We start from the raw sequence: 26,828 nt of genomic DNA, 5'->3' as shown, positions 1-26,828 counted from the left end.
TGCCCTCACTCCGGCATTGCTCCGTGGGCCCGCCGCGAAGGGCCATCCATGGCCCAGCGCGGCTATCCCGGCATCCATGCCGGGATGCCCACTCCACAATGCCTGCGTTCGGCCATCGTGGTTAACGGGGCGTCCGAGATCAACGTCCACCACGAGGCGGCCTGATAGCCGACCTGGTTCTTGGTGGAGACCGCGTTTTTTCTGTGGGAGCAAAGCTTGCTCGCGATAGCGGTGGGTCAGTCACAGATGCATCTACAGACCGAACACCATCGTGAGCAGACCCGAATTCCACAAGGCCTGCACAAATCTTCCAGACACTCTCCTCATCAGCAGTTAATCTGCCAAGAGCACATTCACCAAGCAGGATAGGGCATGACGGCGCGCAACTGGATCGATCTCAAGCAGGACGCCACGTCCGGGATCGAGACCGTGCGCGCGCATTTCGAGGGGCATGCCTATGATCCCCATTGGCATGATGCCTATCTGGTGGGCGTGACCGAGCAGGGGGTGCAGCAGTTTCATTGCCGGCGCCAGCAGCACAACAGCACGCCGGGCAAAGTGTTCCTGCTCGAGCCCGGCGAGCTGCATGACGGCAATGCCCCCCACGACCACGGGTTTACCTACCGCACGTTGTACCTGGAGCCTCAATGGCTGGAGCGCGAATTGCGTTCCTTGTTCGACGTGGCACCGGACAACGCCCAGTTGGGGTTTGCCGCGACCCTGACCGACGATGCGCGGCTGGCGAGTGCCACGGCCATGGCTTTCCAGAGCCTGCACGAGCAGGAGATTCGCATCGTGCGCCAGACGGCCCTCGATACGCTGTTGGCCAACCTGACCCAACACCTGCACTGGCGGGCGCGGATCAACCCGGATCCGCGGCTGCCATTGGTGGCGCAGCAGGCCCGGGATTATCTGCACAGTCACCTGAGCGAAGACATCGGCCTGGATGACCTGGCGCAGGTCACCGGCGTGGATCGTTTCCGTCTGACCCGTGCGTTCAAGGCGGCTTTTGGCCTGGCGCCCCATGCCTATCTGATCCAGTTGCGCCTGGCCCGCGCCCGGCGCCTGCTGGCGCGTGGCGAGAGTGCCGTGGCAGTGGCGGCCATGCTCGGTTTTGCCGACCAAAGCCACCTGGGCCGCTGGTTCCAGCGCGCCTATCGCCTGAGCCCGGCGGACTACCGCAAGCGCTGCTCAATTGTTCCAGACTGATCACGGCTTCATGGGGATGATCAAGCGATCGATCATTCACCGAGATGTTGCTCAATGGACCAGTTACTGCCGTTTGCCGTGTTCGCGTTTGTCGCCTCCATCACCCCGGGCCCGACCAATATCCTGGTGCTGAGCCATAGCTCGCGCTTCGGCTTGGCAACCACTGTGCCGATCATCCTCGGTGCCTGCACGGCAGCGGCCTTGCTGGTGCTTTTGGTCGGCACCGGGTTGGGGGACGTGCTGGCGCGCCATGCCACGATTCAGACGCTGCTCTCATGGGCGGGCATCGCCTGGTTGAGTTGGATGGCCTGGCAGATTTTCAGCGCCCCGGCCCAGGCCATCGACCCGGACCGGCCGGTCGAAGGCCCGCGGCTGGGTCTGGCGGGGGCTGCCGGTTTGCAGTTGGTGAACCCGAAAACCTGGATGATGGCGTTGGCGGTGGTCAGCGTCTTCGCGGGGACGGAGGCCGACCGCACCGTGCGGGTCCTCTGGCTGTCCTTGGCGTTCTTTGCCATTTCGATCCCGTGCATGACCGCCTGGGCCTACCTGGGCCGCGGCGCCGCCAGGTTCTGCCGTTCGGCCGTGGCGATGGGCCGATTCAATCGGGTCATGGCGGTGATGCTGCTGGTGTCGGCGTGGTTGACGCTGGTGGTCTGAGCGGCTGACAGAATTGTAACTTTTCTCTCGAAACCTCCAGGTTGCCGGCCGAGTCGGACCTTGTACCGCCCCTGTTTCCCGTCCCCACGCCATGCAAATACATCCCTACACGCCTCGCAACCCCTTGCAACGGTTGGATGATTTCAAAGAGCGCTTGTTTTCGAGAGCATCGCAGGCGCTTCTTCGCGCTCGAACAACCAATCAACTCCAAGGAAGGAGGTTTCTCATGTCTGCCCCAGAGACTCATATTGAATTTATCCAAGCCAGGCTACCCGCTTGGTTGAAACGAGCGTCCCGGGTTCACCAGGAACGCTTCAAGGTCCTTACCCAACAACTGCAGCGCGATAGCGATGCACTCAACGCACTGTTGGTTGATCTTCCTGTACCGCAGACCTTTACCTATGACGTGTTGGCCGCCCAACCGGAGGTGCAAGCCTGGGAAGTCGTGAGCGGCCCTGTCGATGGCACTCGTATTGCCGTCGACGCAGTGCGCCGGGCACGAGTCAAGCGCGCTCCATATACCCCTTCGCAATCACTGATCGAAGCGGCAATGCGCAACTATCCGCCTGCCGATGCCGCCACCGACAGCGATTTCGATAAAAAAGGCCAGCTTTTCATCCAAGGTAATCCGCAAGAGTTCTACCAGTGGGATGTCCCGGTGGACTCTGTGGTTTTGCCCACGACGCCGGCCGAGTTCGCGCGCATCTGTCGCCGCGCGAACGTGGGGGGCGCTTACCGCAAGGCACTTGAACGCAAATTGCCTCGCATCCGCAGCACGGTGCCTACTGTCGCGAGCGCCTACATGGCGTATGCCCGCAGCCTCCTGGCCCACGACGCTTACGAGGCGAAACTGGACGGGCGCCTCGATGATGTCGGCGAACGGCTGCTGGCCGATGCCGGCGTGCACCTTGAGAACAAGCCTGTTGTCCCTTTGGCCTGTGAGATCAAGTCGCTCGAATTTTTATCGGTGCCACTGTTCGGCGCCCGGGTGTATTGGGGGGTGAAAGGAGACGCCAATGGGGTGCGACCGATCGTCTTGCACATCCCTCATGATCCGATTGCACCCGTGAGGCAGTTCCCCAGTTTGCAAGCCATGTCGGCGGAACTGACCGCCAGGATCCGCCAACGCAGCTATCGCCAGAGCCTGATGCGTTATTTCCCGCTGCGCTTGCAGGCCCAACTGGGTGAGGCCTTGCATGATCAAGTGGAATGGAGAGTAGAGCCTCACCCGAACTTGATCCAGGAGATTTATGGCCGGATCAGTGGCTGGCGCGATGGCGAGCGAGGCGAGGACGGCAGTCGTAGGCGCATTCGGATCCCTGTTCCGAGGGTGACCTGGAGCCTGAGGGATCTACGCGTTGACCCTTGGCATGCCTACTACCACGAATGGCGCGGCAATACCTTGACAAATGCCGCAGCGCTGATGGTGCCGACCGAAGATCTCGACTGGCAGGCGCTGCTGGCTCGTCTTGCTTATTGGGAAGGTCTTGTCGAACGTTCGCTGATGCTCGCCGCGGTCTTTTTTCCGTTCTTCGCCCCTATCGGAATGGCCGCTGCGGTAGTAGGGGGCGTTCGCCTGGTGTATGAAATTTTCGAGGGTATCCAGGCTTTCAACGAAGGCCATTCCCAGGAAGCCATCGAACATATCTTCAATGTACTGTTCGGGATTGCCCAAGGTGCTTATCTGGGATTCGTAGGCGCGGTCATCGAACCCATGCCGGTCAGTGACGGGAGCACGCGCCTGTGGAACGGCGATGTCGAGCCTTTCGCGGCACGGCGGCTGCCGCCAGTGGAGGCTGTGCAGGACGCCTGGGGTGTCTGGCGCACGGCAGACGACGCCTGGGTGCAAGTCGAGGAGCGTTATTTCGAGGTGCGTGGTGCGGGCGACAACCTGGCGCTGCGCCTGCCTGCCGGGCACCGAGGCGTGAGGCCGCCCTTGGAGTGGAGTCGTACCCGCGGCTGGCAGTGGGCGCATCGAAATCCCTTGCAACGAAGCAACTTGCAATTGCTGCACAATTTTGCCGAGACGCCGAGCGAACTCGACGACAGTGCAATCCTTGCAGTGCAACGACAGGTCGGCATCAGCGAGGCGCATTTGCGGCATCTGCAAGTCGAGGGACACCCGATGCCGGCGATCTTGTCCGATGCCTTGGCTGAAGCACGCAATTGGCGATGGGTGCGACATACCATTGAGCAATTGAACCTCGATAAGGCGCCAGGCCGGGTGCATTTTCGTACCCTGCAAATTTTGCTCGAACTGCCGGGTTGGCCTGAAGGGGTTGCAGTGCATTACAACGACGGAGAACAGCTTTACTCCCTGGGCAATGCAACCAGCAGGCGTAGCCTTCTGCTGACCGAATCGGACCTGGAGGATGATACCTGGGCGAGCCGCATCCTGGCCGGCTTCAGCATCGATGAACAGGCTGCACTGTTGGGGCAAAACAGCTTCGGCCTGAGCGCGCTGGAGCGCAGCCGTCGGCTTGCCGGACTTTGGGCCCGGCAGTTGGAAAACAATACGAAACGGATCATTGCCGGTATGGCCCGCCCCACTGGGCTCGATCCGTTGGCAGCCCCCCTGGTGCGGGATTTTCCGGGCCTGCCAGAATCAATGGCCACTGAGCTTGCCAGCCAATCGGTGGGACAGGACCGTGTACGCCTGCGGGAAGGGCGCGTGAGTGCGGGCCTTGGTAGCCAGTGCGCCGAGGCGCTGCGTGAGCTGCGCCTCTCCCGTGCCTTGCGCGATCTGGAGCGCGGCGAAAGCAGTGCCGACCGGGATCGTATCGTCATGGGCCTGGTGGGGCGCACTCCCCAATTGCAGAGCCGGGTGCGGCTGCGTCTGTTATTGCGCGAAGCCCTGAGTCCAATCGAGGTGGGCGAGGCGGGGCCCTGGAAGATCATCCGCCAGGAAGGCGAGCTGTACCGGCCCTTTGACGATGAAGGGAACGAGCTCGCTGATGCGTTGGGCCTGGAAGACGCATTGCTCAGGGCGATGCCGGACGACGCACGGCAAGCGCTGGGCTTGAACATCTGGGAAGGGACGATGCTTCGGACCCGCTTGCTTGCCCAAGCCCTGGATGATCGGCAAGGGTTGCGTCCCTATTTGATGATAAGGCGCCTCGACACGAGCGGGGCTCGTCTGCAATGGATTAATGGACGCCTGGGTTATCCGGCCAGCGGACGTGGACGGCTCCCGCTGATGGCCTGGCGGCATGGGCTCTCGGAGCGTCTCGAGCAGCTATATCCTAGCTATGCGGGGCCTGATCTTGAGATGCTAAAAGATACCCTGGCCCAGCAGGCGAGGAGCCAGGGCGTCGAGTTGCAGAGCTTTGTCACTCGGCTGGAAAATGAATGGACGACGCTTGACAATGAGCTGCAGCAATGGGAGACGCATCAAGAGCTACATCACCCAGCCGAGGGCAGCGTCGATGTCGAGGTTCGGCTTTCACAGCGTAGGGCTGTGGCTGCGCAAATTCGTAGCGCCTGGCGGCGTGTGCCGGATCCCGGTAACGAAGGCAGCGACATGGCATTGCGCTTGGGGGGGCAAAACATTGGCCGTTTGCCGCCGATCAGTGTGGGTTTTGAACACATCGAAGAGTTGGTTCTGATAGACATGGGCCTGAGCGAAGACCCTTCGGACTTTTTGCGCCTGTTTCCCAATATCGATACGTTGCACCTGCAGGGTAATCAACTCACTGCAATCCCACTGGCTGCCGGCCAATTGCGTGGGCTGATGGAGCTCTCATTGAGCGCAAACCCGCTCGCCCTGACCGCTGATGTATTCGCCCCTTTGCTCGGCCCCGATTTGGCTCCACAGCTGGAAATCCTGGACCTGTCCGGAATCCGTAGCAACACCGGGATGGCGGTCAGTGCTATCGGCCGTCTGGCCGAGCTTCCATCGTTGCGTGAGGTGTCCTGGAGCGACAACATCCATTTTACCGAGGAGCAATTGCGAGCCATCACCGCTTTACCTCAATTGAGTTCGTTGGATTTGTCGCGCTGCGGCCTGCGCCTGGATGAGGAGGGCAGTCAATTCCTGCGAAGCGCCACCGCCCTGGAGGACCTGAGCCTCAACGGCAATAATTGCAGGGATTTGCCAGACTTGCCTGAGCTTGTTGCACTCCGGGACCTGGAGCTGTCCGACACGGGGCTCACGCGGGTACCGGCGCTGGCGTTGGCGATGCTGTCGAGGCCATCGGCTGAAGAGGTCGACAGTATCGATCTCAGCAACAATAACATCACCGATATTCAGGACGACCTGCTGCCTGTTCTTGAGCGGCTGCAAGGGGGCAGCGTTGGCGTGTTGCTCGACGACAACCCGCTGCCCAGCGTACAAATAAACGCACTTCACCAGTGGGATAACGGAATTTTCAGATACACCATCGATGATTGGTTGTATATCAACCCAGGACTACGGAGCGCACTGGAAGCCGCCCGCGACGATGCCGTAAACCGTGAGTTCATCGACTGGTTTTCAGGGATGATGCGTGACTCGGATCGCCGTACGGCATTGGGCTTGACCTTCCAGGTTCGTACAAGGGGTGCCTTCATTCTGGAGCATTTCATCGGGTATCAAAACGCGAATGAGCCCCTATCAACGGCAGTTACCGATTTCGATCAGCGGATGACCGAACTGCGCGTGCGCCTGCGGGACCGTACCCTGGACAGGTTAAAACCGAATATCTGGGAATTAGAACTGCACATGATGATGTTCGAGTCGGTTCTACGGGCTCGTCTGGCACAGCAAAGTGTGCCGTTCGCAAGTTTCCTGGTGGACCAATACACTTATTGGACTCACGTGCAGATTGAGCGTTTTCCCGATGCGCTGGAGCGACAGCCCCATATGACCCGGGAACACTTCATCAACTGGCTCAGCGATGCACAGGACACCTTCAATAACAACGATCAAAATCCTCGGGTCGGGGAAATGATCTGGCGGCCTTATCTCGGGATCATGTCCGAGGCTTGGGCCGAAGGTCTGGAGGCCTGGGCGGGGGTAGACGAAACGATTATCGATGCCTACAGCGAGTCCGTGAACCCGTCCAGTTGGCCCCAGGTGCTGCTGGATAACCTTGCACGACCGGATGCCGACCTGCCTAGTGCATGGGAGCCAGTCACACAAGGCGATCAGCACGTCTGGCGCCGCACGCCCCTCGAACCGGTGGCGGATGTAGAGTGGACCGCTGGTCAACCGGTGACCCTTACCGAAGACCAGCTACGACGAACCATGGCGATCTACCGTTCGGTCAGAAGTCAGCAAATCGAGGCCCTGGTACGGCGAATAACAGCAGACCTGGTCAACCCTTGGTGGCCGCTGCGACCGCGCTAGTCTCTCACACGCATAAGATGAAGAGGCCCGTCGCGGCGGGTCTCTTCGCATGCGTTATCCCGCGCCAGGCGTCGCCGACTTGAAAACCAATGCTTTCAACCCGCAAGCCATATCGGCGTCAGGAAACTCCGGCGGATTGTCCAGGCGCGCTTCGAACACCAGCCCGGGCGCTTCGCGGGTAACGCCGTCGATGAGGAAGTCCGGGCCGGTGGCCGGGTCGTTGCTGCAAGCCAGCACCGTGCCGTGGGTGGCCAGCAGTTCCGGCAGGCGGCGCAATACCCGCTGGTAATCCTTGGTCAGCAGGAAGCTGCCTTTCTGGAAGGTCGGCGGATCGATGATCACCAGGTCGTACGGGCCACTGTTGATCACCTTGCCCCAGGACTTGAACAAGTCGTGGCCGAGGAAACTCACCTGGCTCAGGTCGTGGCCGTTCAGTCGATGGTTGTCGCGGCCTCGGCTCAGGGCTGCGCGGGACATGTCCAGATTGACCACATGCTGCGCGCCGCCAGCGATGGCCGCCACCGAGAAACCGCAGGTGTAGGCGAACAGGTTCAGTACCCGTTTGCCCTCGGCGTTGGCCCGGACCCAGTCGCGGCCATAACGCATGTCGAGGAACAGGCCGTTGTTCTGCTTCTTGCCCAGGTCGATCCGGTAATGCAGGCCGCCTTCGGTCAGGGTCCATTCGTCAATGGGCTCGCCCACCAGCCATTGGGTGAGGCTTTGCGGCAGGTAGCGGTGCTGCACCGCCAGTGTATGGGCCTTGCTGTGTTGCCAGGCCGGCGACGTAGTGAGCGCCAGCAGTGTCGCGATCAAATCGTCCAGGTGCGTGGGTTCCGGCTCCTTGAACAGCGAGACCAGCACCACCCCTTGCAACCAGTCAACCGTGATCTGCTCCAGGCCTGGCCAGCAGCGTCCGCGGCCATGGAACAGGCGCCGGGTTTCTTCCGGCACCGATTCCAGGGCGGTCAGCAAATGGTCGTGAAGGGTTTGAAGGGCTACGCAATTCATTCAGACAACGCCAGGGATTCGAAAGGCCGGCATTTTAACCTGTGGCGAGGGGATAAATCCCCTCGCCACAAAGGTGCCATCTAACCGCCGCTGGTAGCCAGAATGCTCGCCACCTGTTGCGGCTGGCAATTGAGATAGGCCGAACGCTTGAGCCAACCCGGGTCCGGGTACCAGGAAAACATGAATTGACCGCCCTTGAGCTTGTCGATCACCTGGCGCGCCACCTGGGGGCGTACGGCAGGGCAGCCCTGGCTGCGCCCGATGCGTCCCTGGCGCACGCTCCACAACGGGTTCACGTAGTCAGCGGCATGGATCACGATTGCCCGATCACGGGCCTGGTCATTGAAACCCGGCTCCAGGCCGTCCATGCGTAGCGAATAGCCGTGGGCACCCTGGTAGCTTTCCTGGGTGCGAAACAGGCCCAGGCTGGACTGATAGCTGCCCAGGCGATTGGAAAATTGTGTCGCGAAGTTTTCCCCGGACTTTTGTCCATGGGCCACCAGGTCGCGCAACACCAGCTTTTTCTGGCGCAGGTCGAAGATCCACAGGCGACGGGCGGTGGAGGGTTGCGAGTAGTCGATGACCGCCAGGTGACGGGCTGGGTTGGCACCGTTGGCGACCGCACATTGCATGGCGCTCAAGGCACTTTTGAGCGCCAGGGGATTGAGTTCCGGCGCTGCGTAGGCGAGGCTGTGGTAGAGCGTTTTCGAATTCGCCTTTTTTTCCGCCAGCGCCGGGCTGCAAATGACGCCCAGGCCCAGCATGACCAGACAGAATCGGCGCAAAAAGCCCTGTACAGGCGAAGCGTTTCCAGCGTGGTGTTCGTTAGCGGCATCCCGTCCGATTTTGATTGTTTGCATGATGGCGGGTCGTACCTGTCGCAAAATTCACCGTCAACGAGACGGCCATGGATTGGAGTAAAGCAGTTGTTCAAAAAGTCCGCATGTTACCTGAGCCTTTTATTGCTCACTGCGCCATTGGTCGCGACAGCCGAAGACAGCGATCCGGCATTCGTGCAGACCACACTGGCGCAACTGGCGGTCGCGTGCCCGGACGTCGCGGCGGGCGTCGACTTTCCGACGCTGCTCGACTTGCAGGCGTTCTATCAGCAAAACGCAGGCCAGGAAATCTGGTCGGACGACGAACGACGGGGGGCGTTGCAGGTCCAGTTGCAACAATTGGCCGATGACGGCCTGGATCCAACACGCTATGGCCTGCCGGTCGAGGGGGCAGCCCAGGGCGCTCACTGCGTCGACATCGCCATCAGCCAGCGCTACCTGCAAGCCTTGCATGACCTGCGTTTCGGCTACCTGCCCCAAGCCCGGCTGGAGCCGGTATGGAAGGCCAACCCGCCACCGCAGGATCATCAGGCCGTGGTGCTGGCCATCGCCGGCCTCGGCCTGCGGGACGTCGCCGCTGCTTTTGAACAGGCCCGGCCGAACCTGGACCTTTATCGCAACCTGCGTGGCCTCTATGCCCGGCTGCGGCAACAGCCTCTATCCGACTGGCAGCCCGTGCCGGGCGGACCGCTGCTGCAACCGGACAAGCAGGACGCCCGCGTACCGGCCCTGGCCCAGCGACTGTTCAGCGAGGGCTACCTGAGTACACCGCCGCTGCTGACTGATGAGCACTACAGTCCCACGCTGGTGGACGCGATGAAAAGCTTCCAGACCCAGCATTCGCTGCAGGCCGATGGCGTGGTGGGGCCGTGGACCGTGACCGAGCTGAACGTCAGCCCGGCCACGCGTCGCGAGCAGTTGCGCATCAATCTGGAACGCATGCGCTGGCTGGCCCAGGACGTGGAGAACGATAGTGTCCTGGTCAACGTGGCGGCGGCCCAGTTGACGGTTTATCGAGGCGGCGCGCCAGTCTGGCAAACCCGCACCCAGGTGGGCCGAGCGCAACGGCAGACACCGTTGCTCAAATCCCACGTCACCCGGCTGACGCTCAACCCGACCTGGACCATTCCGCCGACCATCATGCGTGAAGACAAACTGCCCGAGATTCGCCGCGATCCGGAGTTTCTCGCCCGTCATAACCTGCGGATCCTCGACAGTGAAGGCCTGCCGTTGCTGGCAGAGGATATCGACTGGGAGCACCCGGGCAACGTCATGCTGCGCCAGGATCCAGGTCCGAAGAACCCGTTGGGCAAAATGGCGATCCGCTTTCCCAATCCGTTCTCGGTGTACCTGCATGACACCCCGAGCCAGGCGCTGTTCAGCAAAGGCCCGCGAGCCTTCAGTTCAGGCTGCGTGCGGATCGAGCAAGTGATGAGCTTGCGCGACCTGCTGGTAAGCCCGGCCGAACGCGCGCGTACCGATACGCTGCTGGCCACCGAGACGACCCATGAATTCCGGTTGGCCCGGCCCGTGCCGATCCTGCTGGGGTACTGGACAGCACAAGCGGACAGCCAGGGCCAGCCGTTGTACATCCCGGATATCTATGCTCGTGACGCGACACTGTCTGCTGCCCGGGGTCGAGCACTCTGAGGTCACGCGCAGGCGGTGGCGGCGTGCGTGGTCTCGTCGAGCGTCGTGAACAGCCGCTGGCCGATAACGCTAGCGGCCTGCAAATGCTGGTGCGGATCGACGGTTTCCGATTCGAGCAAACGTTGGGAGCTCACCACGCGGGCGCCGCAGTAATCGAAAATGCCATGGTCGATCTGCGTGGTCATCGCCTCGCCGTAACCGTGGCGCTGGAAGCTGTCGGCATCGGCGCCGCCAACTGCCACCAGGTGCACCCGCAAGTGCTGCAGTTGTTGGACAAACGGCTTGTCGAGGCTGAAATCGAATGCCCAGCCGTTGGAAAACACCCGGTCGATCCAGCCCTTGAGCAGCGCCGGCATGGACCACCAGTAAATCGGATAGACCAGCACCAACGTATCGGCACGATCAATCCTGGCTTGTTCGGCCAGCACATCCGCGGGCGGCAAGGCTTCGCGGTGGTGAACGGCATGGTCGGCGAAGCTGAAGCGCGGATCGAAGCCTTCGGCGGCCAGGTCGGCGATCTCGAACGTATCGGCGGGGTTGGCGCGGGTGATGCCCTCGGCGATTTTTCCGGCCAGGCTGTGGGTGAGGGAACGAGGGTCGTGGTGAGCCACAACGATCAATGCATGCATGGCGAAACTCCTTCTGGTCACGCAGTCTGGAAGACAGGTATGCTGGGTTAAGTTACGGTTAGTAAGTTACGGTTGGTAAAGTTAGCATGTCAAGCACTGACGAAAATCCGCAATCTTCACCTCGTCGTCGTTTATCCCGGCATGACCGGCAGCGACAATTGCTGGATGTCGCCTGGCGACTGGTGAGGGAGGAGGGCAGCGACGCCCTGACATTGGCTCGGCTGGCGGATCAGGCGGGGGTGACCAAGCCCATCGTCTACGACCACTTCATCACCCGGTCCGGGTTGCTGGCGGCGCTGTACCAGGATTTCGACGCCCGCCAGACCGCGTTGATGGACGCGGCCCTGGACGCCAGCGACGCGACCCTGCAAAGCCGGGCGGCGGTGATTGCTTCTTCCTACGTCGAGTGCGTGCTGTTGCAAGGTCGGGAGATTCCCGGGGTGATCGCGGCATTGACCAGCTCGCCGGAACTGGAACGCATCAAGCGCGAATACGAGGGGATTTTCCTCGACAAGTGCCGCGCCGTGCTGGAACCGTTCGCCGGCACGAAAGGCATCGCCCAGGCCGGTTTGCGGGCGATGCTGGGAGCGGCGGAGGCCCTGTCCAATGCCGCTGCCACCGGGGAGATCAGCGCTGGCGAGGCGAAGGAAGAACTTCTTGTCAGTATCATTGCGATGGTGAACAGGACCGTCGACACCCTTTCAAGCTGAACCACCGCCATCGCGAGCTCACCACTTACCTCTGTGGGAGCGAGCTCGCGATGGCGGCGGCACATCCGGCATCTTTACCCACTGACCGACTGATATCGAAAGCAAGCCCCTCCTGAGGGCGGGCTGCACTTTTATGAAGCCGCAGGCGGGGTGATCGCACCATCGCAAGGCAGTTGGCGATGCTTGCGCAGCGGAGGTGGGCGCCGGTCAGCTTGCGGTGACTGAGCTGGCCTCTTCGCGGGCAAGCCCGCTCCCACAGGGGATTGTGGGTGAACGGGAGGGCGTGAATAAGGGGGGACGCAGGTTTGGCACGCTCGCTGCAAGAGGCTATCCAGGCCCACCGCGAACACAGTCGAGTGGGCAGCCCCGTCGGTCAACGAAGATCGAGTGCCAGCAGGTCGGGGGACAACGGTAGGTCAGGGCGCAGTCGCCGGGCCGATACCGCACAGAACAGGCAAAGACGCCTGGAACCGCAAGGTTTCAGGCGTCTTTTTTTTGCTTTCAAAATCGTGATGGGCTTTTGTCGGGTGCTTTTTATGAATTCCAACGTTGCTTCTCTGAACAAGCTGCAAACGCTGATCGTGATCGGCAATGGCATGGTCGGCCATCACTGCGTCGAGCAACTGATCGAGCGCGGTGCCCTCAATCATTACCGTGTGCATGTGTTCAGCGAAGAGCCGATGCGTGCCTACGACCGTGTGCACCTGTCCGAGTACTTCTCGGGTCGCGATGCCGAGTCCCTGGCCCTTGGCGAAGCGTCGTTGTACCAGACCCCCGGCGTGACGTTGCACCTGGGTGTGCCGGTGCTGGAAATCGACCGTGACGCGCATCAGGTGGTGACCGCCCATGATCGTCTTCACTACGACAAACTGGTGCTCGCCACCGGTTCCTACCCGTTCGTGCCACCGATTGAAGGCGCCGAAGGCGATTCGTGCCTGGTCTATCGCACCCTGGAAGACTTGGACGCGATCCGCGCTGCTGCCAGCAATGCCCGTCGTGGCGTGGTGGTCGGTGGCGGCCTGCTGGGCCTGGAAGCGGCCAACGCCCTGAAGACCCTGGGCCTTGAAGCCCATGTGGTGGAATTCGCCCCCCGGCTGATGCCGGTGCAACTGGATATCCAGGGCGGCTTGGCCCTCAAGGCCCGTATCGAGAAGCTGGGCGTCGGCGTGCACCTGTCCAAGGGCACTCAGTCCATCAGCGCCGGTGAACAGTACCGTTATCGGATGAACTTCGGCGACGACGATTTCCTGGAAACCGACCTCATCGTGTTTTCCGCCGGTATCCGTGCCCAGGATGCCTTGGCTCGTCATAGCAACCTGCAGATCGGCCCGCGCGGTGGCGTGGTGATCGACGACCATTGCCAGAGCAGCGACCCAGACATCTACGCCATCGGCGAATGCGCGGCCTGGAACGGCAGCATTTTCGGCCTGGTCGCCCCGGGTTACCAAATGGCCCGCAATGTCGCGGCCCGGCTGTGCGGCGAAAGCGCTGAAGCCTTCACCGGCGCCGACATGTCGACCAAGCTCAAGTTGCTCGGTGTGGACGTTGGCTCCATCGGCGACGCCCATGGCAACACCCCGGGGTCGCGCAGCTTCCAATTCATCGACGAAACCAGCGCCAGCTACCGGCGACTGGTGGTGGACGCCGATGGCAAACGCGTGATCGGCGCGGTGCTGGTGGGCGACAACAGCTACTACGACACCTTGCTGCAATACATGCAGAACGGTATCGCCTTGCCCAAGGACGCTGCCAGCCTGATCCTGCCGTCGTCCGCAGGCGCCCCGACCCTGGGCCCGGCGGCGTTGCCCGAAACCGCCACCCTCTGCTCGTGCCACAACGTCACCAAGGGCTCGATCTGCTCGGCCATCGACGGTGGCTGCACTGATCTGGGCCAGCTCAAATGCGACACCAAGGCCGGTACCGGGTGTGGTGGTTGCGCGGCCTTGGTCAAGCAAGTGTTCGAGCATGAGTTGACTGCCCGCGGCGTCAGCGTCGACAAGAGCCTGTGCGAACATTTCGCCTACACCCGCCAGGAGTTGTATGCGCTGGTGCGGGTGGAAGGCATCATCAGCTTCGACGAACTGCTGGCCAAGCACGGTCGTGGTCACACCGGTTGCGACCTGTGCAAGCCGGCAGTGGGCTCGATCCTGGCGTCGTGCTGGAACCAGCCGATCATGGACCCGTCCCTGGTGCCGTTGCAGGACACCAACGACACCTTCATGGCGAACATGCAGAAAAACGGCACCTACTCGGTGGTACCGCGTATCGCCGGTGGGGAAATCACCGCCGACAAGCTGATCGCCATCGGCGTGGTCGCCAAGAAATACGACCTCTACACCAAGATCACTGGCGGCCAGCGCATCGACCTGTTCGGCGCCCAGTTGCACCAGTTGCCGGACATCTGGGCCGAGCTGATCGAAGCCGGTTTCGAAACCGGGCATGCCTACGGCAAATCCACGCGCACGGTGAAATCCTGCGTGGGCAGCACCTGGTGCCGCTACGGCGTGCAGGACAGCGTGCAGATGGCCCTGACCATCGAGGATCGCTACAAAGGCCTGCGCTCGCCGCACAAGCTCAAGTTCGCGGTGTCCGGTTGCACCCGCGAGTGCGCCGAGGCCCAGAGCAAGGACGTCGGCGTGATTGCCACCGAGAAGGGCTGGAACCTCTACGTGGCCGGCAACGGCGGCATGCGCCCGCGTCACGCCGAGCTGTTCGCCACGGACCTGGATGACGCCACGCTGATCCGCTACATCGACCGCTTCCTGATGTTCTACATCCGTACCGCCGACAAACTGCAACGGACCTCGGTCTGGCGCGAAAGCCTGGAAGGCGGCCTGGACTACCTCAAGGACGTGATCATCCACGACAGCCTGGGCCTGGGCGCCGAGCTCGAAGCCCAGATGCAACTGGTGGTCGACCGCTACGAATGCGAATGGGCCAACGCCCTCAAGGATCCGGACAAACTCAAGCGTTTCCGCACCTTCGTCAACGATGGGCGCGGCGATCCGGATGTTCATTTCGTCAGGGAACGCGGCCAGCGCCGGCCGGTTCACGCCCACGAACTCCACCTGATTCCCGTTACCGAGGAGGTGCTCTGATGAGCCAGTCAAACGTCGTTCGTATTCCCGCCCGCAATGTCGCCCAGGAACCGGCGCAATGGCGTGCCCTGTGCAGCCGCGAGGACCTGGTGCCCAACTCCGGCGTGGTCGCCTGGCACGACGGCAGCCAAGTGGCGTTGCTGTACCTGCCCGAGCATCAGGACAAGCCGCTGTACGCCATCGACAACCGCGACCCCAAGTCGGGTGCGAACGTCATCGGCCGCGGCTTGCTGGGCAGCATCAAGGGTGACCTGGTGATTGCCTCGCCGATGTACAAGCAGCATTTTCGCCTGGAAGACGGCCATTGCCTGGAATACCCGGAACAAAGCCTGCGGGTATGGCCGGTGCGGCTCAATGGTGATGTGGTGGAGATTGGCGAAGACTGATCTGCGCAATCGCTGCGTTCGTGGTGTTGTAGTGGTGCTTTTGTGGCGAGGGAGCTTGCTCCCGCTGGGCTGCGGAGCGGCCCCAAGCTTTTGCGGTCGCTGCGCAACCGAGCGGGAGCAATCTCTGGCCACAACAGCGGGTCAGATTTTATTGAAATTTGGGGATGAACAATGAAAACCGCCGCCCAACTGGTAAGACTCAAGAGTGTGCAGAACCAGCAGGTCCACAGCATCGCACCGGAGCAGACGGTGCTCGAAGCGCTGCAGATCATGGCCGAGAAAAATGTCGGTGCGTTGCCGGTGATCGAGGACGGCCAGGTGGTGGGTGTGTTCAGCGAGCGGGACTACGCGCGCAAGATGGTGCTCAAGGGGCGCTCATCGGTGGGGACGACGGTGCGCACCATCATGAGCGCGCCGGTGATCACCGCCGACAGCCAGCAGAGCATCGACCGTTGCATGGAAGTCATGACCGACAGCCACTTGCGGCACCTGCCTGTGCTGGATAACGGGCAGTTGATCGGCCTGCTGTCCATTGGTGACCTGGTGAAAGAAGCGATTGTCGAGCAGGCGGATTTGATCCGGCAGTTGGAGCACTACATTCGCGGGCATTGAACCCATAGGGAGTTTATCTGTGGGAGCAAGGCTTGCCCGCGATGCAGACAACGCGGTCCTTGGTGAACCGAGGCGCCTGCATCGCGGGCAAGCCTTGCTCCCACAGTTCAGCCCAACATCAGCAATTGCCGGATCAGATTCGGCGTACTGCCGGTCCAGCGCTTGAACGAGCGACGAAAGTTCGCCGTATCGTTGAAGCGCAGGTACTGCGCCACTTCCTCGTTGCTGAAGCCCTTGACCTGATACAGATACAAGGCCACGTGGGTGTGCACCCGATCCACCTGTTGCTGGAACCCGGTGTGGTGCTTGTGCAACTTGCGCTTGAGGGTTGCCGGGCTCATGGCGAAGGCTTGGGCGGTCTGTTCCAGGCTGGGCGTCTGCTGCACATGAGCGTGCAGATAGTCGTAGAGGCAATCCAGGAAGCTTGAAGCGAAGCCCAGTTGATCGAGCTGTTCCCGGGCTTCGATCCGCGCCACCTGGCCGGCGGTGGCCGAGACGTTGGGCCAGGGCTGGGCGAGGCAGTGGCGGGGCAGGCGCATCAGGTCCAGGGGGCGGTCGAACTGGGTGTGCTCACCCAGGTGCACCCAATATTGCTCGACGTAGCGCGGTTCGCTGTGGCGAAAGCTGCACTGCCAGGGCAGGCGTTCGCCGCTGAGCCAGGCGCTCATCGCCACCATCGAGGTCATGCTCGCCTCCAGTACGAAGCGCCATTGTTCATCGGCGCCGCAACTATCCAGCCAATGGACATAGGCATAGTGCTCGTCCAACAGCAGCCTCGGGGCGGCCAACGGGCTGAGCAGCGCCTGCTGGTCGATCAGGGTTTGCAGGGCTTGATGCAGATTCTGCGCGTGGCGCAAGGCGTGGCTCGCAGGCCCGTAGTGCCCCGGCAACAGCCGCTGGCCAAACAGGAAACTGCTGTCGCTGGCATCCAGCAGGCGTCGGCTATTGTCGATCAGGCCGAGGAACTGCTGCGGGCTGATGCGGCTCTGTCCGGCGAGGATATCGTCGTGAAACAACCCGGTGCCGCGCAGCAGGCGATGGCTGTCGATGTCCCGCGACAGCGCCAGGTCGATCAGCGCGGCAGGCTGATAGTGCCCCGGAATGAAGCGGCTGTCGGTTTCGTACCAGCACGTCTTGAGCGTCATGCGCTTTTCGCCAACGTGGTCCGGGACTGGGCCAATGCCAGGTTCAGGCGTTTGAGCAAGGCCTCGGGGGACTCGTCGAACGCCATCACCACCGCCGTGCTGGCGACCAGTTGCAACCGTTCGCTGTGTTGCCGGGTCTTGTGGGCCAGGCTGCGCACCGCAATTTCCAGCTCCAGGGCCAGGCGCCGGGCCTGGCTCTCGCCGGTGTCGGGCAGCAGCACCACGAAGCGATCACCGGCCAGGCGGCACAGCAGATCCTGGCGCCGCAGGTTCAATACCAGCAACTGGCTGACAGCCTGCAACACCGCATCGCCTTCGCCGTGGCCGAAGCGCTGGTTGATGGCGGTGAAGTTGTCCAGGTCCAGGGCTAGCAGCGACAAGGGTTGCTGGCGGCGTCGACTGTCTTCCAGGCTGGCGGACAGTTCGTGCTTGAGAAAGTCGGCGCCCCCCAACGGCGTGAGTTTGTCGAACAGGCGATGCTCACGGAACAGCCGCTCGCGCTTCTCCATCTGCCCGTTGATTGCCAGTTGCTCCCGGTGCCAGTGATAGATACCAAGGGTCAGCAGAATCATGCCCACCGGCATCGGCCCGGATTCGAGCCAGTGGTCCCAGGTGATGCTGTCGGGCAGGCGGATGAATTCATCGAGGCTGTCGATCCACCAGGAAAAGAAGATGCAGCCCAGGCCCAGGATCAGGTAGTTGGTGACCCGTCCGGCCGGGCGGCTTTTCAGCACCAGCCCCAACCAGACCAGCGCCAGCAGCGCCGAGCCACCTTCGCCGAGGATGTCCAGCCAGACCCATTCGGCAACGGGTTTGAGTTCGCCGCAGGCCAAGTGCAGGATCAACCCGAGGTTGGCCGCCAGCAGGAGCAGGGCGAGTTTGAGGCGGTGCGGGCGCAGCACGGAGAACATGACCGGAATCCTTTGCCAGAAGCGGAATGCGGCCCAGCACAGCAGATGAATGTGACAGTGCGGTGACGGCGGGTGACGGGGTGGGGGAGGTCGAATCAGCTCATCCATTGTCTGAACTTTTCATTCATGACATCGCCACCTATCTCATTGTGGCGAGGGGATTTTGTGGGAGCAAAGCTTGCTCGCGATGAAGACGATGCGGTTTTTCAGGGAATCGAGGCGCCTGCATCGCGAGCAAGCTTTGCTCCCACAGAGGTGATTCAGATTCCCTGAGCCTGTAAAACAGGTCATTTCAGCTCATTCCGGCTCGCCAGCCCCCCTAAATCAACCGATTGCAGCCTCTCCAGCCAAACCCTGTCACAGAACCGTCATCCCCCACCCCTAGCGTGCCCTCCCAGTTGCCGGGCCATTGCCTGGCGGATTTCCGGATTCCTGGGGAGGACCACCATGTATCACCGCACAAGCACTGCCGGGCTCGTCGGTTTCACTGTTACCGCGTTGGCGATGGCCATTGCCAGTGAGCGACTGAGCGCCGCCGAGCAGGCGGTCACAGAACACGTTGAAGTGGTCGGCCAGGCGGCCAGCATCGATCAGGCCCTCAAGGAACAGCGCAGCGCTGACAGCATCAAGAGCGTGGTGCATGCCGATGGCGTTGCGCAGTTGCCGGATGAAAACGTCGCCGAAGCGGTGCAGCGCCTGCCCGGTGTCAGCGTCGAGCGCGACCAGGGCGAAGGCCGGTTTGTCAGCGTGCGCGGCCTGGGACCGGACCTCAACAGCGTGACCATCAACGGTACCCTGGTGCCAGCCCCGGAGAGCGAACGCCGGGCCGTTGCCCTGGATGTGCTGCCCTCGGAGCTGGTGCAATCGTTGTCGGTGATCAAGACCCTGACGCCGGACATGGACGCCAATTCCCTGGGTGGCACGGTGGACGTCAAAAGCCTCTCGGCCTTCGACCATAAGGGCCTGTTCTACACCGGCAGCAGCGAAGCCAGCTATGACAAGAACACCCGTCAGACCAGCCCGAAATTCTCCGGCGCCATCAGCGACCGTTTCAGCCTCGGCGACGGCATCGACAACTTCGGCGTGGCCGCGGCGCTGAGCTGGCAGAAGCGTGACTTCGGTTCGGACAACGTCGAAACCGGCGGTGCCTGGGATTTCGAGCAAGGCTCGCGCCTCGAAGAGTTCGAGCAGCGCGACTACGACATCCGTCGCGAGCGGGCCGGTGGCGGGTTGAACTTCGACTACAAGCCCGATGACTTCAGCAGCTACTACCTGCGCACGCTGTACAGCCGCTACAAGGACAGCGAAACCCGCAACGCCGCCAGTATTGCCTTTGAAGACCCACAAGCGGCAGGCGAGTTGGGCGATGCCGAGGGCGAGCGCAAACTCAAGCAACGTGAAGAAACCCAGGAAATCCAATCCTACGTACTCGGTGGCGAACGCCTGTTCGGGCTCTGGACCCTGAGTGGCCAGGGTGGCTATAGCCAATCCAGCGAAGACAGCCCCGGCCACATTGCCGGGGCCACCTTCAAAGGCATCGATGGTTTCAACGGTGGTTTCTACGACAACGACAAGCCGCGGCCGATCATCGGCTCGGGGTTCTACGATCCGGCCAACTTCAGCCTCGACAAGGTGGACTGGGAAGAACAGAAGACCACCGACACCGAGAAAAACCTGCGCCTGGATCTGGCCCGGGACTACGATTTCAGCGGCTATGCATCCCAAGTCAAATTCGGCGGAAAAGTCAGCCGGCGGGACAAGGACAACGACCTCAATGCCTGGGTCTACGAGGATTTTGACGACCTGGGTTTCACCGACGAGCAGTTGAACCTCGGGCAGTTCCAGAAAGGCGACGTGGACTATCGCCTCGGCCGCTTCGGCCCGGGCATCAGCGCCGACGCGATCAAGCAGTTGCTCGGCGGTCTGAATCGCGATGAGTTTTTCGACGAGCAGGAGTCGCGAGTCAACGACTTCAAGATGAGCGAGGACATCAACGCCGGATACCTGATGAACACCGTCGATATCGATGACTGGCGCTTCATCGCAGGCATGCGCTACGAAGGCACCGAGTTCGAAGCCAAGGGCACCGGCGCCACCGACGGCGTATTCACCGATACCGAGACCCGGCGCAAGTATCACCACTGGTTGCCGGGCCTGCACGCGCGCTATCAACTGGACAAGAACACCCAGGTGCGTGCGGCGTGGACCAAATCCGTGGTGCGTCCGACCTTCGGGCAATTGGCGCCGGGTTTTGTCATCGACGATGACGAGGCCACGTTCGGCAACCCGGACCTCAAGCCGCTGGAGTCGAGCAACCTGGACCTGGGCATCGAGCATTTCATGGGCCACGCCGGCACCGTCTCGGCCTTCGTGTTCTACAAGGACATCAAGAACTTCGTCTACAACACCGACCTGGCCGGCACGGGTGCCTGGACCGATTTCTCAGAAGCCCACAGCTACGCCAACGGCGACAGCGCCAAACTGTATGGCCTGGAATTGGCCTACTCGCAAAAATTCGACTGGCTGCCAGCCCCTTGGAACGGCCTGCTGCTTGGCGCCAACACCACCTTCAGCCGTTCGGACGCCGAGATCGAGGGCTTCGACCAGGCCAGTGGTACCCAGCGCAAACGCAGCATCGACTTGCCGAACCAGTCGGACACGGTCGGCAACCTGATGTTGGGTTGGGAAAACGACAAGCTGAGCCTGCGGCTGTCGGCCAACTACAAGTCAGCCTACCTGTTCGAGCTGGCGTCCATCAGCGACCGCGACCACGACTTGCACGTCGACGCCCAGACCTTCGTCGACTTCAGCGCGCGCTATTCGCTGACCAAGAACCTGCAAGTCAGCCTGGAGGCCCAGAACCTCACCGACGAGTCGTATTTCGTCTACACCGGTCACCGCGCCTACAACGGCCAGTACGAAGAGTACGGCCCGACCTACAAGCTGGGGCTGACCTTTACCCATTTCTGAATCACGAGCCTGATCACTTGTGGCAAGAGGATTTGGCTTTGCTCCCACAGATGAATTCCCTGGCAATAGAAGTGGGCCACAAGCCCGTTTGAGTCTGACTGAACGACAAGGATTTTCCCGTTGAACACGATGTTTTTCTTACCTAAGCGCTACCTGTTGGCGATGGCGATCAGCCTGGCATCAGCCGCCGCCCTGGCGGCTGCCCCAGCGCCCAAGCTAAAACTGCAACCCTGGTCTCAAGCCGAGCCACTGGCGATCAACGCCCTGGCATTCCTGCCTGGCCCTTCGACGACCGAGCGGCTGGCCAGCGCCCGCGAGGGCTTGTTCTTGCTCGATGCCCAGGGTCGCGAACTGACGCGCCTGAAGGGCACCTTCGAAGGTGTCGATAGCCGTGCCCAGGGCGCGAACGTGTTGGTCGCCAGCCTCGACAGCACGCGCCAGCAAGCCCTGGTCGTCAGCCTCGACCCACAAAACCGTCAGTGGGGCATGCCGGTGTACCTGCCCGCACGGGATTTCCCGGTCAACGGCCTGTGCCTTTATCGCGACGAGGCGAGCAACCTGTTTGTGTTTCTGGTTGGCGAGGAGGGCAAGGGCGAGCAATGGCTGGTGGGCAATGGCGAGCGCCTGAACGACACCGCGCAACGGGTGCGCGGCCTGCCATTGCCGCCGGACGCCAAGACCTGTCAGGTGCAGGACAGCGCCAGTCAATTGTTCGTCAACGAGGAGCGGGTGGGTTGGTGGGCCTATCCGGCATCCTCAGAGGCCGAGACCGTGCGGGTGCCCGTGGCGATGCGCGCACCGTTCGGCGACCTCCAGCAAAGCGCCGGGGCCATGGCCGTGTTGCCGGGAAGCCTGTTGGGGCTGGACCCGGAAGCGGCGCAACTGCATGTGTATCAGCAGCAGGGAGAGGGGTGGAGTGCTAAAGCCAGTCTGCCGTTGGCGGGCCTGAAGGAGCCAGAAAACCTCGCGGCGCGGCTGACGAAAAGTGGCGTCGAGGTGCTGCTGCGCGACGATGACAACGGGCACCTGTACCAAGGCGAAATCAGCTGGAAACCCACGCCAGCGCCTTTGCCGCCGGTATTGCCCACTGTGGCTGCCATCGTCCAGAGCGAACCGGTGGCCCGCCAGGGCGATGCAGCCGATGACCCGGCGATCTGGGTTCATCCGACGACGCCCGAGCTGAGCCGGGTGCTGGGCACCAACAAGAAGCAAGGCCTGCTGGCCTATGACCTGCAAGGCAAGTTGCTGCAGGAACTGGCGGTTGGACGCCTGAATAACGTCGATGTGCGGGCGAACTTCAAGCTGGGCACGCAAACCGTTGATCTGGCCGTGGCCAGCAACCGAGATCGCAACAGCTTGAGCCTGTTCAGCATCGACCGCGCCAGTGGCGAGTTGCGCGAAGCCGGTGAGATTGCAACGTCATTGAAGGAAATCTACGGCATCTGCCTGTTCCAGCCTGCCGAAGGCGAACTGTATGCCTTCGCCAACGGCAAGGACGGGCGCTTCGTGCAGTATCGCCTGAGCGCGTCGGACGGCGTGGTGAAAGGTCAGTTGGTGCGCCAGTTCAGCGTCGACAGCCAGCCCGAAGGTTGCGTCGCCGATGAGCAACGCCAACGCTTGTTTCTCGGTGAAGAGGACGTTGGCGTCTGGGTGGTGGATGCCCGGGCCGACCAACCGGCGACCTTGAACAGTGTGATCAAGGTTGGCCCGGCGTTGCACGCTGACGTCGAGGGCATGGCCTTGTACCAGGCCGAGGGCCGCGACTACCTGGTGATCTCCAGCCAGGGCAATGACAGCTACCTGGTGCTCGATGCCGAGCCTCCCTATGCCGTGCGCGGCGCTTTCCGGGTCGGTCTGAACGCTGCCGCAGGCATTGATGGTGCGTCGCAAACCGATGGACTGGAGGTGACCTCGGTGAACCTCGGCGGGCTTTGGAGCCAGGGCATGCTGGTGGTCCAGGACGGCCGCAAGCGCATGCCCGAGCAGACCCAGAACTTCAAGTTCGTGCCCTGGGCCGACGTGGCGAAAGCGCTGCGCCTGCCTTGAGCGACGCTGTCATCAACCGGTCACGAACATTTCATCGAATAACCGCCAGACAGGAGTTTCAACCATGCAAGCCACACTGGAACACATGACGATCTGGGGCCTGATCAGTGACGCGAGTCTGTTGGTCAAGGCGGTCATGCTCACATTGCTGCTGGCCTCGCTATTGAGCTGGTACCTGATCATCCAGCGCAGCGCCGTGCTGCAACGCACCGAGCGCCAGCTCAACGGTTTCATGCAGCGCTTTCGCAGCAGCCAGGATCTGCTGCCCCTGTATCGGGAGCACGCACAGGTCCGTGAAGACGACGGTGGCGTCACGCCGATTTTCCAGGCAGGTGTGCTGGCCTTCACTCAGCTCAGCCAACCTTCAAGCACGCCGCAAGTGGTGCTTGAAGGCGTCGAGCGCGCGCTGCAAGTGGCGATCAGCGAACAGGAAATACAGCTGGAAAAAGGCCTGCAATTTCTCGCCACCGTCGGTTCGGTCAGCCCCTACATCGGTTTGTTTGGCACCGTCTGGGGGATCATGAATGCCTTTATCGGCCTGTCCCAAGTGCAACAGGCCAGTCTTTCCACTGTGGCGCCGGGCATTGCCGAAGCGTTGATCGCCACGGCCATCGGCTTGTTCGCGGCGATCCCGGCGGTGATTGCCTATAACCGTTTTGCCGCTCGCGGCCAGACCCTGCTGACCCGTTACTACGCCTTTGGCAACGAGCTGCAGGCGCGTCTGCACCGCAAGCTGCACGGTGCCCCGATGAACCTGGCCACGGCCGCTTGAGAGGAGAGGGCAGATGCTCGTCAAGCCACAACGCAAGCACGGTCCCAAGGCCGAAATGAACGTGGTGCCGTACATCGACGTGATGTTGGTGCTGCTGGTGATTTTCATGGTCACCGCACCGATGCTGACCCAGGGGGTGAAGATCGAACTGCCCAAGGTCGCCAGCGAAGCACTGGCCAGCGACAGTCGCCAGCAAATCCTCACGCTGTCGGTCAAGGCCGAGGGCGGTTACTACTGGAACCTGGGCGGTGAGCTGGACACCCGTCACCAGACCGACAGCGCCGTGGACCTGGAGCAGATGCGCGCCAAGGTGGCGCAGGTCGTGGCCGAGCGCAGCGATACCCAGGTGTACATCCGTGCCGACGCGCATGCCGATTACGGTCGGGTCGTTGCGGCCATGGCCGCGCTGCAGCAGGGCGGCGTGAGCAACCTGGGACTGGTGACCGAGGCGCCGCGATGACGGCGATGATCATGCACAGTCCCTCCTTGAGCGTACCTGCGCTGGGCCGTCGCTTTTGGAAAAACAGCCTGGCGGCGGGGCTCGCCGTGGCCCTGCACGCGGGTGTGGTGGCGTTGTTGGTGCTGGGTTGGAGCGTGGAGAAGCCCGCCGCCGAGGCGCCCCGGGTGTTGCGCACGCAACTGGTGATGTTGCCAGCGGCACCGGCGCCCGAAGCGCCTGCCTCGGCCGCTGTTATGCCTGTAGCACCGCCGGTCGAGCCGACCTTGGCGCCGGTAGAAGCGCCGCGTCCCGCTCCCAACCAGCCTGTTGTCGATCCGCGTGTCCAGGCACAGAAACTGGAACAGGCGGCCCTGGCCCGTAAACGGGTCGAGGAGCAAAAGCGTGAGCAACAGGCCGAGCAGCAGCGCGAACGCCAGGAAAGCGAACGACGCAGGCAAGACGCCGAGCAGCAGGCCGCCGAACAACAGCGCCAGGCCCGGCAGGCGCAAGCACTCGCCGAGCAACGCCGAGCCGAGCAAGCGCGCCAGGCCGCCGCCGACAGCCGTAGCTACCAACCGCTGAGCAAGCAAGCCCCGGACTATCCGCAACGCGCCCTGGACAAGGGCCTGGAGGGTGATTGCACCGTGGAATACAGCGTGACGCCGGACGGGCGGATCGATAACCCCAAGGTCATCGACGGTTGCCACCCATTATTCATCCGACCGTCCCTGGCCGCTGCCCAGACGTTTCGTTATCAACCGCGAATCATCGATGGCAAGGCGGTGACGGTGCCGGCGGTGCGCAATACCTTTCACTACCGGATCAAATGAACGCCGTATCTAGACATCGGCCAAGAATCCCATTGTGGCGAGGGAGCCCCCGCCGCGTCTTCGACGCTGCGCTTATGGCCGAGTACATATCCATCGCTGCGGTAACGGCCACTTAGGGTTCCGCCCTGACGGCGGCTCACTTTTGAGAAGCCCGGGAGCCGGCCCAGTCAAAAGTAAGCAAAACGCTTTTGCCCCACCACTCGGCACCTCGCCTAGGCTCGGTGTGCCCTCACTCCGGCATTGCTCCGTGGGCCGCCGCGAAGGGCCATCCATGGCCCAGCGCGGCTAACCCGGCATCCATGCCGGGTTGCCCACTACGCAATGCCTGCGTTCGGCCATCGTGGTTAACGGGGCGCCGAGATCAACGTCCGTCGCGAGGCGGCCTTATAGCCGACCTGGCTCTTCCGGTCGTACTCCGGTCCAATTGTGGGAGCGAGCTTGCTCGCGAAGGCGGTCTGATAGTTGGCCATAGATTCTGGGCAACCACATTTTTCGTGGAAATTGAACCTTTTCGCTACCGTGCAGCCTTGACCTGGAATTTGTTTTAGAAAAATCAAGTGCTTGCGTTTTATTTGATAGGAGCTTGCTCCCGCTGGAGCGCGCAGCGGTCCCAAAATCTTGCGGTCGCTTCGCAACCGAGCGGGAGCAAGCTCCCTCGCCACAGGGGATGTGTGGTTCTTACTTGCGGTAATGACTCGGCGCCACGCCCACTTCGCGGCGGAAGATCTGCGAGAAGTGACTGGCGCTGCCATAGCCGACCTCCAGGCCGATATCGATGACGCTGCGCTCGGTCTCCATCAGCAGTTGCCGGGCCCGGGCCATTCTCAGTTGGATGAAGTACTGCGAAGGTGAACGCCCGGTGGCGCGCTTGAACAGGCGGCTGAAGTGGTATTCGCTCATGCCGATGGCCTGGGCCAGGTCACCGAGGCTGAAGGGTTCGGCCAGGTGTTGTTCCATTAACTGGGTCACCCGTTTGAGCTTGAAAGCGGGCAGGGCGTTACGTCTGGACATGTCCTCGGCCTCGGCATCCACATAATGCCGCGCCAGGTGCACCGCCACACATTGCGCCACGCCCTGGATCAGCAAGGCACTGGTTTCACCGCGTCGGGTCAATTCCGCCCGAATCTGTTCAAGCAAGGCTGAAAGCGCTTCATCCCGCCCGCCAGAGACTTCCCGCAGTTGGATCGCGCCGCTGCCACCGGCTTCGGCAAGGGCGCGTTCCAGCAACGCCAACCCCAGGTACAGATGCATGACCACAAACGGCTCGTAACTGGTCACTTGCCAGCGCATCTCATAAGGAACCGGGGATGTGGTCAGGAAAAAATCTCCGCTGCCCACGGTATTCGCTTCCCACGCCTCGTTGGCAACGCGCTCCTCGACGATGGCTTCCCCGGACAGCACCCAGACGAGCAACGGTTCGGCCACTGCCGGCACGACGATGTGTGCTTCGCTGCGTTCACGGACAAATATCTCGACCAGGATTTCTTTGGCCGATACGCCGTCGGACGTCGCCACGCGCTCGCCGCGGATGTGTGCCTGCAGGCCGGTTGCCGATGTTCGTTCAGTGACTTCCATGCTTCGAATGCCTCGA

19 protein-coding genes are annotated in these 26,828 nt (G+C 62.0%); 13 read left to right on the top strand and 6 right to left on the bottom strand.

Annotated features, from left to right (window positions below):
- Positions 1–372 precede the first annotated feature (372 nt).
- From B0E42_RS02470 to B0E42_RS02460, 3 genes are all read left to right on the top strand, one after another.
- Entirely contained in the window at positions 373–1,209 is an 837-nt protein-coding gene (locus B0E42_RS02470) for an AraC family transcriptional regulator (RefSeq protein ID WP_018610404.1), read from the top strand.
- Positions 1,210–1,263: 54 nt separating this feature from the next.
- Positions 1,264–1,866, top strand: a complete 603-nt coding sequence (locus tag B0E42_RS02465; RefSeq protein ID WP_018610406.1) for a LysE family translocator — start codon at positions 1,264–1,266, stop codon at positions 1,864–1,866.
- A gap of 226 nt (positions 1,867–2,092) precedes the next feature.
- A complete protein-coding gene (locus B0E42_RS02460) occupies positions 2,093–7,192 on the top strand; it encodes a dermonecrotic toxin domain-containing protein (RefSeq protein WP_077505531.1) in 5,100 nt (1,699 codons plus the stop codon).
- A gap of 54 nt (positions 7,193–7,246) precedes the next feature.
- Here B0E42_RS02460 and B0E42_RS02455 read toward each other — a convergent pair whose 3' ends face one another.
- Positions 7,247–8,200: a class I SAM-dependent methyltransferase gene (locus tag B0E42_RS02455; RefSeq protein WP_077505529.1), complete on the bottom strand. Its 954-nt coding sequence runs from the start codon at positions 8,198–8,200 to the stop codon at positions 7,247–7,249.
- An 80-nt stretch (positions 8,201–8,280) separates the two neighbouring features.
- Positions 8,281–8,964: a murein L,D-transpeptidase catalytic domain family protein gene (locus B0E42_RS02450; RefSeq protein WP_018610412.1), complete on the bottom strand. Its 684-nt coding sequence runs from the start codon at positions 8,962–8,964 to the stop codon at positions 8,281–8,283.
- Positions 8,965–9,126: 162 nt separating this feature from the next.
- On the opposite strand from B0E42_RS02450, the gene B0E42_RS02445 reads away from it, so the two are divergent.
- Entirely contained in the window at positions 9,127–10,689 is a 1,563-nt protein-coding gene (locus B0E42_RS02445; RefSeq protein ID WP_077505527.1) for a murein L,D-transpeptidase, read from the top strand.
- A gap of 2 nt (positions 10,690–10,691) precedes the next feature.
- Here the strand turns inward: B0E42_RS02445 and B0E42_RS02440 are convergent, their stop codons facing one another.
- On the bottom strand, positions 10,692–11,318 hold the full coding sequence (locus tag B0E42_RS02440) for an NAD(P)H-dependent oxidoreductase (RefSeq protein ID WP_053179926.1): 627 nt from the start codon (positions 11,316–11,318) through the stop codon (positions 10,692–10,694).
- Between the two features lie 86 nt (positions 11,319–11,404).
- Between B0E42_RS02440 and B0E42_RS02435 the strand changes: the two genes are divergently transcribed.
- From B0E42_RS02435 to B0E42_RS02420, 4 genes are all read left to right on the top strand, one after another.
- Entirely contained in the window at positions 11,405–12,028 is a 624-nt protein-coding gene (locus B0E42_RS02435; RefSeq protein ID WP_077505525.1) for a TetR/AcrR family transcriptional regulator, read from the top strand.
- 536 nt (positions 12,029–12,564) lie between these two features.
- Entirely contained in the window at positions 12,565–15,126 is a 2,562-nt protein-coding gene (nirB, locus tag B0E42_RS02430) for a nitrite reductase large subunit NirB (RefSeq protein WP_077505523.1), read from the top strand.
- Positions 15,126–15,512 (top strand): nitrite reductase small subunit NirD, encoded by a 387-nt coding sequence (nirD, locus tag B0E42_RS02425; protein ID WP_024618810.1) that lies wholly within the window; start codon positions 15,126–15,128, stop codon positions 15,510–15,512. Before nirB ends, nirD begins: the two co-directional genes overlap by 1 nt.
- A gap of 171 nt (positions 15,513–15,683) precedes the next feature.
- Entirely contained in the window at positions 15,684–16,124 is a 441-nt protein-coding gene (locus tag B0E42_RS02420) for a CBS domain-containing protein (RefSeq protein ID WP_018610425.1), read from the top strand.
- Between the two features lie 107 nt (positions 16,125–16,231).
- Here the strand turns inward: B0E42_RS02420 and B0E42_RS02415 are convergent, their stop codons facing one another.
- Positions 16,232–17,269: an AraC family transcriptional regulator gene (locus B0E42_RS02415; RefSeq protein WP_053188587.1), complete on the bottom strand. Its 1,038-nt coding sequence runs from the start codon at positions 17,267–17,269 to the stop codon at positions 16,232–16,234.
- On the bottom strand, positions 17,266–18,180 hold the full coding sequence (locus B0E42_RS02410; RefSeq protein WP_018610429.1) for a GGDEF domain-containing protein: 915 nt from the start codon (positions 18,178–18,180) through the stop codon (positions 17,266–17,268). Before B0E42_RS02410 ends, B0E42_RS02415 begins: the two co-directional genes overlap by 4 nt.
- A 447-nt stretch (positions 18,181–18,627) precedes the next feature.
- Here B0E42_RS02410 and B0E42_RS02405 point away from each other — a divergent pair, with 447 nt between their 5' ends.
- The 5 genes from B0E42_RS02405 to B0E42_RS02385 all read left to right on the top strand — a co-directional run bounded on the left by B0E42_RS02405 (position 18,628) and on the right by B0E42_RS02385 (position 25,237).
- Positions 18,628–21,150 (top strand): TonB-dependent receptor, encoded by a 2,523-nt coding sequence (locus B0E42_RS02405; RefSeq protein WP_053188581.1) that lies wholly within the window; start codon positions 18,628–18,630, stop codon positions 21,148–21,150.
- 129 nt (positions 21,151–21,279) lie between these two features.
- Positions 21,280–23,196: a phytase gene (locus tag B0E42_RS02400; RefSeq protein WP_168188489.1), complete on the top strand. Its 1,917-nt coding sequence runs from the start codon at positions 21,280–21,282 to the stop codon at positions 23,194–23,196.
- 64 nt (positions 23,197–23,260) lie between these two features.
- Positions 23,261–23,968 carry a protein TolQ gene (gene tolQ / locus B0E42_RS02395; RefSeq protein WP_018610435.1) on the top strand — a complete coding sequence of 236 codons (708 nt, stop codon included), beginning with the start codon at positions 23,261–23,263 and terminating at the stop codon, positions 23,966–23,968.
- Positions 23,969–23,981: 13 nt separating this feature from the next.
- Positions 23,982–24,428 carry a protein TolR gene (gene tolR, locus B0E42_RS02390; protein ID WP_018610437.1) on the top strand — a complete coding sequence of 149 codons (447 nt, stop codon included), beginning with the start codon at positions 23,982–23,984 and terminating at the stop codon, positions 24,426–24,428.
- Positions 24,425–25,237, top strand: coding sequence for an energy transducer TonB (locus B0E42_RS02385; RefSeq protein ID WP_077505519.1), 813 nt, complete (start codon positions 24,425–24,427; stop codon positions 25,235–25,237). Before tolR ends, B0E42_RS02385 begins: the two co-directional genes overlap by 4 nt.
- Before the next feature lie 678 nt (positions 25,238–25,915).
- On the opposite strand, the gene B0E42_RS02380 is transcribed toward B0E42_RS02385, so the two are convergent.
- Complete coding sequence (locus B0E42_RS02380) at positions 25,916–26,812, bottom strand: helix-turn-helix domain-containing protein (RefSeq protein WP_077505517.1); 897 nt, start codon at positions 26,810–26,812, stop codon at positions 25,916–25,918.
- Between the last annotated feature and the right edge of the window lie 16 nt (positions 26,813–26,828).

The organism is Pseudomonas sp. A25(2017), assembly GCF_002001065.1.
Taxonomy (GTDB): Bacteria; Pseudomonadota; Gammaproteobacteria; order Pseudomonadales; family Pseudomonadaceae; genus Aquipseudomonas; species Aquipseudomonas kilonensis.
This window is presented reverse-complemented; position numbering and strand designations above follow the sequence as displayed.

Coding starts and splice junctions, on each gene's coding strand:
- B0E42_RS02470 (WP_018610404.1), top strand. CDS start 373: ATGACGGCGCGCAACTGGATCGATCTCAAGCAGGACGCCACGTCCGGG.
- B0E42_RS02465 (WP_018610406.1), top strand. CDS start 1,264: ATGGACCAGTTACTGCCGTTTGCCGTGTTCGCGTTTGTCGCCTCCATC.
- B0E42_RS02460 (WP_077505531.1), top strand. CDS start 2,093: ATGTCTGCCCCAGAGACTCATATTGAATTTATCCAAGCCAGGCTACCC.
- B0E42_RS02455 (WP_077505529.1), bottom strand. CDS start 8,200: ATGAATTGCGTAGCCCTTCAAACCCTTCACGACCATTTGCTGACCGCC.
- B0E42_RS02450 (WP_018610412.1), bottom strand. CDS start 8,964: ATGCTGGGCCTGGGCGTCATTTGCAGCCCGGCGCTGGCGGAAAAAAAG.
- B0E42_RS02440 (WP_053179926.1), bottom strand. CDS start 11,318: ATGCATGCATTGATCGTTGTGGCTCACCACGACCCTCGTTCCCTCACC.
- B0E42_RS02435 (WP_077505525.1), top strand. CDS start 11,405: ATGTCAAGCACTGACGAAAATCCGCAATCTTCACCTCGTCGTCGTTTA.
- nirB (WP_077505523.1), top strand. CDS start 12,565: ATGAATTCCAACGTTGCTTCTCTGAACAAGCTGCAAACGCTGATCGTG.
- nirD (WP_024618810.1), top strand. CDS start 15,126: ATGAGCCAGTCAAACGTCGTTCGTATTCCCGCCCGCAATGTCGCCCAG.
- B0E42_RS02420 (WP_018610425.1), top strand. CDS start 15,684: ATGAAAACCGCCGCCCAACTGGTAAGACTCAAGAGTGTGCAGAACCAG.
- B0E42_RS02415 (WP_053188587.1), bottom strand. CDS start 17,269: ATGACGCTCAAGACGTGCTGGTACGAAACCGACAGCCGCTTCATTCCG.
- B0E42_RS02410 (WP_018610429.1), bottom strand. CDS start 18,180: ATGTTCTCCGTGCTGCGCCCGCACCGCCTCAAACTCGCCCTGCTCCTG.
- B0E42_RS02405 (WP_053188581.1), top strand. CDS start 18,628: ATGTATCACCGCACAAGCACTGCCGGGCTCGTCGGTTTCACTGTTACC.
- B0E42_RS02400 (WP_168188489.1), top strand. CDS start 21,280: ATGTTTTTCTTACCTAAGCGCTACCTGTTGGCGATGGCGATCAGCCTG.
- tolQ (WP_018610435.1), top strand. CDS start 23,261: ATGCAAGCCACACTGGAACACATGACGATCTGGGGCCTGATCAGTGAC.
- tolR (WP_018610437.1), top strand. CDS start 23,982: ATGCTCGTCAAGCCACAACGCAAGCACGGTCCCAAGGCCGAAATGAAC.
- B0E42_RS02385 (WP_077505519.1), top strand. CDS start 24,425: ATGACGGCGATGATCATGCACAGTCCCTCCTTGAGCGTACCTGCGCTG.
- B0E42_RS02380 (WP_077505517.1), bottom strand. CDS start 26,812: ATGGAAGTCACTGAACGAACATCGGCAACCGGCCTGCAGGCACACATC.